The following is a 10,416-nucleotide window of genomic DNA, read 5'->3' on the forward strand; positions in this document are numbered from 1 at the left end:
TGGAAATCTCCGAAAGGCTGGAAATGCCGTCCCCATCAAGATAGTGTACAGAGTTTTAAGCGCAAGCTGAAGCGACTAACGACGAGGAAGTGGAGCATTGACCTAACGACACGGATTGAACGATTAAATTGGGTTATCCGCGGTTGGGTAAATTACTTCTCACTTGGTAATATGAAGACGATACTGACGCAAATAGATGAGCGTTTACGAACTCGTATCCGAGTCATTATCTGGAAGCAATGGAAGAAAAAATCGAGACGACTATGGGGACTTCTGAAACTAGGTGTTCCGAAATGAATAGCCGATAAAGTATCTGGCTGGGGTAACCACTATCAACTAGTGGCACAAAAGTCAGTCTTAAAGCGAGCTATATCAAAACCAGCCCTTACTAAAAGAGGACTGGTTTCTTGTCTAGATTTCTATCTTAAACGACATGCGTTAAAAGTTAGTTGAACCGCCGTGTGCCGAACGGCACGCACGGTGGTGTGAGAGGGACTAGAAATTAGCCTCTACTCGATTTTTTACAACCGGATATTCTTTGCTTACCACCTCTAAAAGTGCTAGAATAACTTTATAAGAAAGCGTTTTCTTTGAGAGGACCTTACTTGCCAAAGTAGTTGGGGTAGGGAGTGTTAGTAAGGAGGATTTGGGATGGCCTTGATTGAAGTAAGCCATCTTCACAAGGAATTTGTAAAGACGGTTAAGGAACCGGGATTGAAGGGAGCTATCGCTTCGTTTTTTCATCCCCAAACGCAAACATTTACAGCGGTTAAAGATTTATCATTCGAGGTACCCAAGGGACAAATATTAGGTTTTATTGGGGCTAATGGAGCTGGGAAATCGACGACTATTAAGATGTTGACAGGGATTTTAAAACCCACATCTGGTTTTTGTCGGATTAATGGGAAAATTCCCCAGGAAAATCGTCAGGATTATGTGAAGGATATTGGCGTTGTTTTTGGGCAGCGAACCCAGCTTTGGTGAGATCTAGCCTTGCAAGAAACTTACTTGGTCTTAAAAGAAATTTATGATGTTCCAGACGCGGCTTTTCGCAAACGTATGGGCTTTTTGAATGAGGTCTTAGATCTGCAAGATTTTATCAAAGACCCGGTGCGAACCCTGTCTCTAGGACAGCGGATGCGGGCGGATATTGCAGCTGCGCTGTTACATAGCCCCAAGGTCCTGTTCCTGGATGAACCGACCATTGGCCTTGATGTCTCCGTTAAGGACAATATCCGCAAGGCTATTGCTCAGATCAATCAAGAGGAAGAAACAACCATTGTCTTAACAACCCATGACTTGGATGACATTGAACAATTGTGCCATCGGATTTTTATGATCGATAAGGGACAAGAAATCTTTGATGGAACGGTGACTCAATTAAAGGAACGCTTTGGGAAAAGCAAAACGATTTCTTTTGAACTCAAGCCAGGACAGGAGTCTTTTGACTCACATTTTGTAAATGCTCCGGATATCCAGGTGACACGGAAAGAGCTGATGCTGGAGATTCAGTATGACAGCTCTCGCTATCAGACTGCCGAGATTATCCAACAGACCTTGAGCGATTTTGAAATTCGTGATTTAAAGATGGCAGATACGAACATTGAAGAAATTGTTCGTCGCTTCTATCGAAAGGAGCTTTAGGATGTTAGGTGTGTGGAAACGTTACAGACCCTTTGTTCATGCGGGAATGCAGGAACTGATTACCTACCGGGTGAATTTTTTGCTTTATCGTCTTGGCGATGTCATCGGAGCATTTGTGGCATTTTACTTATGGAAGGCTGTTTTTGATTCCTCACAGGAAAACTTGTTGCGCGGTTTTAGTTTGGCAGACATGACCTTGTATATCGTGATGAGCTTCGTGACCAATTTATTGACCAAGTCCGATAGCTCCTTTATGATTGGCCGTGAGGTCAAAGACGGCTCAGTGGCCATGCGTTTGCTCCGCCCCGTTCATTTTGCAGCCTCCTATTTGTTTACAGAGATAGGCTTTCGCTGGCTGGTCTTTGTCAGCATCGGCCTGCCCTTCTTAGCAGCCGTTGTTGCCTTTAAACTGCATTCAGGAGAACCCGTTCTCCAAGTCATTGGCTTGACAGTAGCCTATCTCCTCAGCTTGAGTCTGGCCTATTTGATTAACTTTTTCTTTAATATTGCCTTTGGCTTCTCGGCCTTCCTTTTTAAAAATCTCTGGGGCTCCAATTTACTGAAAAATTCCTTGGTCGCTTTTTTATCAGGAGCTTTAATTCCCTTGGCCTTTTTTCCAAAAGTTGTAGAAGAAGGTCTGTCTCTCTTGCCATTTGCTTCCCTAATTTATACTCCAGCGATGATGATTGTATGGAAGTATTCAACAATCCAAGTGTTTCAAGCCCTGTTACAGCAATTTTTCTGGCTAGCTGTGATGGTGCTTCTGTCGCAGCTGATCTGGCAACGCGTTCAGACTCATATCACAATTCAGGGAGGCTAATGATGCGCAAATACCAACGAATGCATCTCATCTTTATCAAACAACACTTGAAACAGATTCTGGAGTATGAGGCTGACTTTCTTGTGGGAGTGCTAGGGGTCTTTCTGACCCAGGGGCTCAATCTGCTCTTTTTACAGGTCTTATTTCAACACATTCCTTCACTCCAAGGCTGGACCTTTCAGCAGTTGGCTTTCATCTACGGTTTTTCCTTGCTGCCCAAGGGAATCGACTATCTCTTGTTTGACCATCTTTGGGCCTTGGGGCAGGGATTAGTGCGCCAAGGAGACTTTGATAAGTATCTAACCCGACCGCTAAATCCCTTGTTCCATGTTTTGGTAGAGATTTTTCAGATTGATGCCTTGTGGGAGATTTTGGTAGGACTTTTGTTGCTGGGAGTCAGTGTTGGTGATTTGACCTGGACCTGGGAGAAAATTCTACTCTTTATCCTTTCAATTCCCTTTGCTACCTTGATTTATACCTCCTTAAAAATAGCCACTGCCAGTATCTCCTTTTGGACCAAGCAATCGGGAGCAGTCATCTATATTTTTTACATGTTTAATGACTTTTCGAAATATCCTCTGGAAATTTACCAGACCTTCTTACGTTGGTTCATTACCTTTGTCATCCCCTTCGCCTTTACCGCCTACTATCCCGCTTCCTACTTTTTGACCGGTAAAAATCCCCTCTTTACGATCGGAGGCCTTATCCTGGCTTCCTTACTAGCCCTGGCCTTTGCCCTAAAAATCTGGACCAAGGGCTTGGAGGCTTATGAAAGTGCGGGGTCGTGATCCTTTAAAAATGTAGATAGTCATTGACATCGGGTTGTTTTATGATATATATATATATATATATATATCATATTAAAATGAGGTGAAGTAAACATTGAAAAAGAAAGATCGAAAAACTAAGAAACAAGGCAAGGTTCACGAAAAAAAGCTAGTTAAGGAATTGTCACAAGAATGGGACTCTAACCTGGTTAAGGAATCCCGGCAAAACTGGACTTCCTACAGCGAGTCGAAACAAGCGGAAATCATGCAGGAGAGCTAATTGGCTTATGGAAGAATTATTAGCGATTATGAAACAACAAGCTGCTACAATCGATAGCCTAAGTAGTGAACTTGCTCTTCTCCGTGAATAAGTAGCTCAACTGACTCATAAACTTTACGGGAATATTCCGAGAAATCCACCTATCCATCTGGTCAATTCAGTCTTTTTGAGGAAGGAAAGGTTTCTGAAGAAAGGCATGACTGACCTAGTTGAAACAGGCGCCATCACCTATAAACGTCAGAACAGATCAAGCAAGTAGAGTTAACTAGCTTGCCTGGGCTGTTTTACCATTTGGAACTTTTGACCGACCGTTTGCGACCTTGCTATAAGATTTTTAGGTGTAAGTGGTATAATCAGAGTACTAGATGTGAAACGTAATGGCGCTTCTAATACTGTGTCTTTCAATTCAGAAAGTGAGGAATTTTGGATGAAAAAAGTGGTTGTTTTTATCGGTATTACATTGTTTTTGTTTCGCATTTTTGAGAATTACCTGCATCTTCAGTCCCCTCTTGGGTTTGCACTTAATACCTTCGGACTGGTTTGCTTTCTCAGTCTGTTGGGAGCGATGATCAGGAAGGGAAATGAGTCTGAAAAATAAATTGATGGATGATTCAAATTGAGAATTTTTGTGGAGTTTCCGAATAAATAGTTGGAAGGGATTCTTAGTGTTATAGGTACATTATGATTCCTTCTGTGCTGAGTTTAGATATACTCAAATGGAGTTATCTAGTTTTTTCTTAGTCACCTAGGTTCTCAGAAATTTTATGGGACCCGGATTTCTGTAGGCAGATTAGGTGGAGCTATTACTGAGGAGGTTTTCCAAATGATGAATATGACAGATGTGGAACTGATTGAAGTTATTGGTGGAAACTGGGTACAATGTGGACTTGGTACAGTTGGTGGTGCATTAGGTGGTGCAGTACTTGGAGCTGGCGTTGGGACAGTTACTCTTCCAGTTGTCGGGACAGTATCTGGAGCAGCTGCCGGTTTCTGGGGCGGTGGAGCAACGGGAGCAGCTAATTTCTGTTTTAATTAATCTTTAGGGGAGTGGCATTGAGCTACTCCTCTTTTTTGTATTTCCTGGCTCGGATGAGGTTGAGACAAAAGTCTCACCTTCTGAACTTGGGATGATGAAATGAACTTGACACAGTCGTTGATTGGTAGTTTCGTTCGCCTTATACTCATTTAATTTCAAATTTTGACGTTGTCAAGCCTCCTTGATGAACCTAAGTTCTACCTTCGTCGGCTTTCCTGGTCAATTCCTTGAAATTATTCGAGTATTCAGATTTTGATTTACCCAAGGTATAAACAGGTGTAACTCTAGACAGCAAAACCCGTAAGAATCAACTTACGGGCGTTCTCTTTATTTATCTGCAAAATAAGCGCGTACTTTAGGAGCGACTTCTTTTCCGAAAAGCTCGATGGCTTTGAGGACATCTTCGTGGGGCATGGAGCCGAGTGGGAGGTGGAGCATGAAGCGGTTGAGGCCGAGTTCTTCAATCATCTTGATGAGTTTTTCAGCGACCTGGTCGGGGTTGCCGACAAACATAGCTCCGTTTGGTCCGACTTGTTGGAGGTATTTGTCGTAGCTGAGTGGGGTCCAGTGTGGGCGGTCTTTGGAGATGGCATCGACGATTTGTTTGGTTGGGTGGAAGTAGCGTTTGCGGGCTTCTTCGCCGTCTTCCATGATGAAGCCCCAGGAGTGGGCAGCGACTTTGAGATCTTGGTCCGTAAAGCCATTTTCCTTACCGATGGTGCGGTAGGCGTCGATAAGGGGTTTGAAGTAGCTTGGTTGGCCACCGATGATGGCGTAGACAATTGGTAGTCCCATTTGCGCAATTTTAACAGTGGATTCGACGTTACCACCAGTGGCTACCCAGACAGGGAGTTGTTTTTGGACAGCTCTTGGGTAGACTTCACGGTTATCAATGCTCTGGGTGTGATGGCCTTTCCATTTTAGTTTGGTTTCTTGATTGGCATAGAGGAGTAGATCTAATTTTTCATCAAAGAGGCTATCGTAATCCTTGAGATCTTGGCCGAAGAGGGGGAAGGACTCGGTAAAGGAAGCGCGGCCGGCCATAATTTCAGCGCGTCCGTTGGAGAGGGCGTCGATGGTCGCGTATTGTTGGTAGACGCGGATTGGATCGAGGCTGGAGAGGATACTGACAGCGCTGGTGAGGCGGATACTCTTGGTATTAACGGCACCCGCTGCAAGCACAATTTCAGGTGCTGAGACGGCGAAGTCATCGCGGTGGTGTTCCCCGATGCCGTAAACATCCAAGCCTACTTCATCAGCCAATTCAATTTCCTTGACCAGCTGGCGGATGCGTTCGTCATGGGAGAAGACCTGGTTGCTGCCTTCTAGGGGAGTTGTTTCACCAAAGGTTGAGATTCCGAGTTCGATTTTCATAGTAGCTATCTCCTTTGTTTTTCTTAACTTGCAACCATTTTATCACTAGTTAGTAATAAAGACAAGTGATTTGTTTCTAAGAAAATAAGGTGCGCTGTTAGCGCACCTTAGAGCGGTCTTTATAGTAATTGCGGACATAACGACTGGCCTGTAAAAAGGCTAGACTAATCAAGATGGCACCGGAAATGGACCAAACCGAAGCTACTTCTAGAGATAAGAAGATAAAACTAAAGAGGATTGTCATGAGCGAAAAGGCTGCGAGATTCATGTAGTAGTAGAACTCGTAGCGATTTTCGCGTAGTTCCTGGTCTTGTTCAGGGTCATATTGGGTAAAGGGTTGTTCAATGGGTTGTTGGGGATTACGGAGGACCTCTTGGTCACGTAATACATTTTCTCTTACGGGCATAATCTCTCCTTGTGTAAATCACTATATAGAATACCATATTTTCCAGACCCCTTATGTTACAAAAAGATAACAATACTAAGAAGAAATCATAAGTAGTCTGTGGTTCTGAAGTGATTGGTTTAGCTAAATTTAGTTTAGCTGACTTGATTGAATCTTTGGCGGAACAGGACTTACCCGACGGATATCTTTTAAGGGAATCATGGTTGAAATTTTATGGGGTAAGCTATTGATAATCAACTGGTTCTGATCCGGATTGATTTTGACAATGGTTCCGGTAATGTGCTTTTTTCCGTAGATGACTAAGACGGCTTGCTTTTGATTTTGTGCGCGTTGCAAGGTTGCTTGAATTTCTGCCAGGTGTTTGTGGGACTTATTTTTACTATCCCCAGCTTCCAGAAAATCTGACATTTGCTGTTTGATGGTATCCCAAAGTGTAATCATCGGCTTCCCCCTTATTCGTTTTTCTTCTATTATATCGATTTTTATTCTTTCTTACAATATTGTAAGAAGGAATTTTCTAATATTCTTTAGTTTTCATGAAAAATAGTGTAAAATAATTGTATTGAAATGAAGAAGAGGGGGACTCATGGCTGATTTCACATTTGAGATTGAAGAAAAATTACTAGTACTATCAACGAATGACAAGGGTTGGACCAAGGAGCTGAATCGGGTCAGCTTTAATGGAGCACCTGCTAAATTTGACCTGCGGACCTGGAGTCCGGACCATCAAAAGATGGGCAAGGGAATTACCCTAACCAATGAGGAATTTCAGGTCTTAGTTGAAGCGTTTAAGAATTAGGAAAGAGGGATATGATGAAAAAATTCTCCTTTGATAAAGGAAATCTTAGCAAGGGTAAGATTGCAGTGGGCGCCGGAGCGGCAGTCTTGATTCTCGGAGTCGGTGGCATGTTATTAAATAGCTTCTCCAGTGATGTGGAGCAGACATCATCAGGCTACCAAATTACCAAGGTTAAATCAGGCAATGTAGCGTCCAACACCTTGCTAACCGGACAAGTTGCAGCCAATCGGGATCAATATGTCTACTTGGATGCCAGCAAGGGTGATCTTCAGGATGTTCTTGTAAATGTCGGCGACTATGTCGGTGTGGGGACTCCCTTGGTTCAGTACCAAAGTCAAAATGCCCAGCTAGACTATGACATTGCCCAGCGGGCTGTAAACAAGGTAGACCGCCAAATCTATACTGCAGAAGTCTACGGAATTGAAGCCGCTAGTGGTTCAACTGCGACAGCTGCAGGGGCTGATGCTGATGGAAGTGGTTATGGCTACAGTGCAGCCACAGGAGCGGCCCAGCAAAATGCACAAAACTCGCTTTATGACTTGTATGACAATCGTGCGGATGCGGTGGCAGGACTTGAAAAAGCTGGGAATACCTTAAATGCCACAACCGTTTATTCAAGTATTGAAGGAACCGTTGTTGAAGTGAATCGGGATGTGGCTAAGTCAGCAACAGGGGCTGGCCAAGTCCTAGTCCACATTGTGAGTGAAGATGGCTTGCAGGTTAAGGGAGATGTCACAGAATACACGCTTCCAAATATTACCAAGGGTCAAAAGGTGAAGATCACCTCTAAAGTTTTCCCAGGGAAGACTTGGGAAGGGGAATTCTCCTACATTTCAAACTATCCTAAAAATGGGGGTGAAAGCACTGGAGTTGCGGCTGCAACAGCAGATAGTGGCGCTAAATACCCTTACAATGTCAGCATCAATTCGGACGCTTCTGAATTGAAACAAGGCTTCAATGTCAGCATGGAAGTTCAAAATGAAGGCAAACAAACGGTTGTTCCAATCACAGCCTTGGTGACAGAAGATGAAAAGCACTTTGTTTGGGTTGTCGATCAGAAACGCAAGGCTAAGAAGGTTCAAGTAACCATCGGAAGTGCCGATGCAGAGAACCAAGCCATTACAGCAGGTTTGAAAGAGGGCGAACAGGTGATTACCAATCCTGATGATCAAATCAAACAAGGTCAGGAGGTCGATAAGGATGGCGAATCTAATTAAAATTAGAGGACTCCAAAAGTCCTACCGGAATGGGGATCAAGTTCTTCAAGTCCTCAAAGACATTGACTTGGATGTCGAAGAGGGGGAATTTTTAGCCATCATGGGACCGTCTGGTTCCGGGAAGTCCACCTTGATGAACATTATTGGTCTGTTGGACCAACCCACGAAAGGTTCCTATGATTTGGAGGGGCAAGAAGTAGCCCGTCTGTCAGGGAACAAACTGGCTCATGTTCGGAATCACCAGATCGGCTTTGTCTTTCAACAGTTTTTCCTCCTCTCAAAATTAACAGCCTTACAGAATGTTGAACTTCCTTTGATTTATGCAGGAAAAAATGCGCGTGAGCGCTTAAAGACAGCCAAGTACTATCTGGAAAAGGTTGACCTCAGTGAGCGGATGAAACATCTTCCATCCGAACTCTCTGGGGGGCAAAAGCAACGGGTTGCGATTGCCAGAGCCTTGGCCAATGAACCGGCGATTATCTTGGCCGATGAGCCGACAGGGGCCTTGGATACCAAAACGGGGGATCAGATTATGGAACTCCTGACGGATCTTAATAAGGAAGGCAAGACCATTATCATGGTTACACACGAACCGGAAATTGCAGCCTATGCAACCCGTCAAATCGTCATTCGTGATGGTCGTATCACCCAAGACTCAGCTAAGGAAGGAGGAATCTAATGGAAACTTGGAAATTTGCCATTGCCTCTATCCGCTCCCATAAAATGCGTTCCTTCCTAACCATGCTGGGAATTATTATTGGGGTTGCAGCCGTAGTCCTAATCATTGCCTTTGGAGATGGGATGAACCGGGCCTTTACCAAGAATCTAGGTTCAGCCCAACAAAATGTCCAGATTAACTATTCGCCCATCAAGTCAAAAGATGGAAGTGGGATTGTGACCAGTCAGGAACTCTTTGATGCGGAATCGGAACTACTTGGTACCAGCATGCCTCCACAACCAGAAGTAGCTGAAAACCAGGTGGCAGACCTCCTCAATATTCCAGGAGTTACTAAATATTTGGTGTCCAACTCAACAACTGCCACCATCACTTACGAAAGTAAGAATGTGAAAGGGGCATCGGTTACAGGGATCTCACCTTCCTATTTTAAAGCTCAGAAGTACCAGATGATTACGGGACGGAGCTTGGTAACAGCTGACTATGAGCAATTTGCTCGTGTTGTTCTCTTGGATAAAACCTTGGCTGACAAGCTTTTCACTAATCCGGAGAATGCTTTGAACCAATTGATTAAAATTCAAGGTAACAACTACCGGATTATGGGCGTCTTTGATTACGATAAGAATGATATTACTGCCCAGTATCAATATCCCAATGGTCAACTATTGATGACCAATACCCAATTAGCTGCAGAATTTTCAGTCCCAGAAATTCAAAGCATCATCGTCGGTGTCGAGGATGTCGAGCGCTCCCTTGAAATCGGAGCTGCCGCCGCTCGCCGCTTGACCGCATTGGTGAGACCCGCTCAAGGGGAATACCAGGTGATGGATGTGTCCGATCAACTCGCAAACATTCAACAACAACTGGGAATTTTCCAGGTAGTCATCGGTTCCATTGCCGGAATTTCCCTCCTAGTTGGAGGAATCGGGGTTATGAATATCATGTTGGTATCCGTAACCGAACGGACACGCGAAATCGGCTTGCGAAAAGCCTTGGGAGCAACTCGCCGCAACATCTTAACCCAATTCCTCGTGGAATCCGTGGTCCTAACCCTCATCGGAGGCTTCATCGGCCTGGCGATCTCCTACGGAATCGTCTTCCTGATCGGAGACAGCCTCAACGCAGCCTTTGGCGGCCCACCCGTCATCAGCATGCAATCCGTCATCGGATCCACCCTCTTCTCCATCAGCATCGGAGTCATCTTTGGCCTCCTCCCAGCCAACAAAGCCTCCAAACTTAACCCTATCGAAGCATTACGATATGAATGAAAGAGCTTGGGACAAAAAGTCCCGTAAAGTATAAAAAGGAGAGATTCATTCGTTGAAATGAGTCTCTCCTTTTCTTTTTAGGTACTCCTCTTCCCATATTTGAGGAGGTTATTGGCCATAAGAACCAAT

At 44.3% G+C, this 10,416-nt stretch carries 12 protein-coding genes and 2 pseudogenes; 11 read left to right on the forward strand and 3 right to left on the reverse strand.

Annotated features, from left to right (window positions below):
• From HZY94_RS01060 to HZY94_RS01090, 7 genes and pseudogenes are all read left to right on the forward strand, one after another.
• A pseudogene (locus tag HZY94_RS01060) lies at positions 1-453 on the forward strand (group II intron maturase-specific domain-containing protein); the annotation flags it as partial.
• A 198-nt stretch (positions 454-651) separates the two neighbouring features.
• Positions 652-1,644 (forward strand): annotated as a pseudogene (locus HZY94_RS01065) (ABC transporter ATP-binding protein).
• A gap of 1 nt (position 1,645) precedes the next feature.
• On the forward strand, positions 1,646-2,464 hold the full coding sequence (locus HZY94_RS01070; RefSeq protein ID WP_179924644.1) for an ABC transporter permease: 819 nt from the start codon (positions 1,646-1,648) through the stop codon (positions 2,462-2,464).
• A gap of 2 nt (positions 2,465-2,466) precedes the next feature.
• Complete coding sequence (locus HZY94_RS01075) at positions 2,467-3,252, forward strand: ABC transporter permease (RefSeq protein WP_179924646.1); 786 nt, start codon at positions 2,467-2,469, stop codon at positions 3,250-3,252.
• Between the two features lie 94 nt (positions 3,253-3,346).
• A complete protein-coding gene (locus HZY94_RS01080; protein ID WP_179924647.1) occupies positions 3,347-3,511 on the forward strand; it encodes a hypothetical protein in 165 nt (54 codons plus the stop codon).
• 367 nt (positions 3,512-3,878) lie between these two features.
• Positions 3,879-4,109 carry a hypothetical protein gene (locus HZY94_RS01085; RefSeq protein ID WP_179924649.1) on the forward strand — a complete coding sequence of 77 codons (231 nt, stop codon included), beginning with the start codon at positions 3,879-3,881 and terminating at the stop codon, positions 4,107-4,109.
• 234 nt (positions 4,110-4,343) lie between these two features.
• Positions 4,344-4,547 carry a Blp family class II bacteriocin gene (locus HZY94_RS01090; RefSeq protein WP_179924658.1) on the forward strand — a complete coding sequence of 68 codons (204 nt, stop codon included), beginning with the start codon at positions 4,344-4,346 and terminating at the stop codon, positions 4,545-4,547.
• A gap of 327 nt (positions 4,548-4,874) precedes the next feature.
• On the opposite strand, the gene HZY94_RS01095 is transcribed toward HZY94_RS01090, so the two are convergent.
• The 3 genes from HZY94_RS01095 to HZY94_RS01105 form a co-directional block, all read right to left on the reverse strand.
• The gene (locus HZY94_RS01095) at positions 4,875-5,921 is read right to left on the reverse strand and encodes an LLM class flavin-dependent oxidoreductase (protein WP_179924651.1); all 1,047 of its coding nucleotides are present in this window, start codon (positions 5,919-5,921) and stop codon (positions 4,875-4,877) included.
• Positions 5,922-6,018: 97 nt separating this feature from the next.
• Positions 6,019-6,327 (reverse strand): DUF3270 family protein, encoded by a 309-nt coding sequence (locus HZY94_RS01100; protein WP_179924654.1) that lies wholly within the window; start codon positions 6,325-6,327, stop codon positions 6,019-6,021.
• A 129-nt stretch (positions 6,328-6,456) separates the two neighbouring features.
• Positions 6,457-6,768, reverse strand: a complete 312-nt coding sequence (locus tag HZY94_RS01105) for a YolD-like family protein (RefSeq protein WP_160332899.1) — start codon at positions 6,766-6,768, stop codon at positions 6,457-6,459.
• Positions 6,769-6,913: 145 nt separating this feature from the next.
• Here HZY94_RS01105 and HZY94_RS01110 point away from each other — a divergent pair, with 145 nt between their 5' ends.
• Genes HZY94_RS01110 through HZY94_RS01125 form a run of 4 tightly spaced genes read left to right on the forward strand, consistent with a single transcriptional unit; the run spans position 6,914 to position 10,287 of the window.
• On the forward strand, positions 6,914-7,126 hold the full coding sequence (locus tag HZY94_RS01110) for a YdbC family protein (RefSeq protein WP_179923834.1): 213 nt from the start codon (positions 6,914-6,916) through the stop codon (positions 7,124-7,126).
• Between the two features lie 11 nt (positions 7,127-7,137).
• Positions 7,138-8,343 (forward strand): efflux RND transporter periplasmic adaptor subunit, encoded by a 1,206-nt coding sequence (locus HZY94_RS01115; RefSeq protein ID WP_228064523.1) that lies wholly within the window; start codon positions 7,138-7,140, stop codon positions 8,341-8,343.
• Positions 8,327-9,022 (forward strand): ABC transporter ATP-binding protein, encoded by a 696-nt coding sequence (locus HZY94_RS01120; protein WP_179924655.1) that lies wholly within the window; start codon positions 8,327-8,329, stop codon positions 9,020-9,022. The genes HZY94_RS01115 and HZY94_RS01120 overlap by 17 nt, the downstream gene beginning before the upstream one ends.
• Entirely contained in the window at positions 9,022-10,287 is a 1,266-nt protein-coding gene (locus tag HZY94_RS01125) for an ABC transporter permease (RefSeq protein ID WP_179924657.1), read from the forward strand. The genes HZY94_RS01120 and HZY94_RS01125 overlap by 1 nt, the downstream gene beginning before the upstream one ends.
• Positions 10,288-10,416 lie beyond the last annotated feature (129 nt).

Origin of the sequence: Streptococcus danieliae (genome assembly GCF_013415245.1) — a bacterium.
Taxonomy (GTDB): domain Bacteria; phylum Bacillota; class Bacilli; order Lactobacillales; family Streptococcaceae; genus Streptococcus; species Streptococcus danieliae_A.

Coding starts and splice junctions, on each gene's coding strand:
- HZY94_RS01070 (WP_179924644.1), top strand. CDS start 1,646: ATGTTAGGTGTGTGGAAACGTTACAGACCCTTTGTTCATGCGGGAATG.
- HZY94_RS01075 (WP_179924646.1), top strand. CDS start 2,467: ATGCGCAAATACCAACGAATGCATCTCATCTTTATCAAACAACACTTG.
- HZY94_RS01090 (WP_179924658.1), top strand. CDS start 4,344: ATGACAGATGTGGAACTGATTGAAGTTATTGGTGGAAACTGGGTACAA.
- HZY94_RS01095 (WP_179924651.1), bottom strand. CDS start 5,921: ATGAAAATCGAACTCGGAATCTCAACCTTTGGTGAAACAACTCCCCTA.
- HZY94_RS01100 (WP_179924654.1), bottom strand. CDS start 6,327: ATGCCCGTAAGAGAAAATGTATTACGTGACCAAGAGGTCCTCCGTAAT.
- HZY94_RS01105 (WP_160332899.1), bottom strand. CDS start 6,768: ATGATTACACTTTGGGATACCATCAAACAGCAAATGTCAGATTTTCTG.
- HZY94_RS01110 (WP_179923834.1), top strand. CDS start 6,914: ATGGCTGATTTCACATTTGAGATTGAAGAAAAATTACTAGTACTATCA.
- HZY94_RS01115 (WP_228064523.1), top strand. CDS start 7,138: ATGATGAAAAAATTCTCCTTTGATAAAGGAAATCTTAGCAAGGGTAAG.
- HZY94_RS01120 (WP_179924655.1), top strand. CDS start 8,327: ATGGCGAATCTAATTAAAATTAGAGGACTCCAAAAGTCCTACCGGAAT.
- HZY94_RS01125 (WP_179924657.1), top strand. CDS start 9,022: ATGGAAACTTGGAAATTTGCCATTGCCTCTATCCGCTCCCATAAAATG.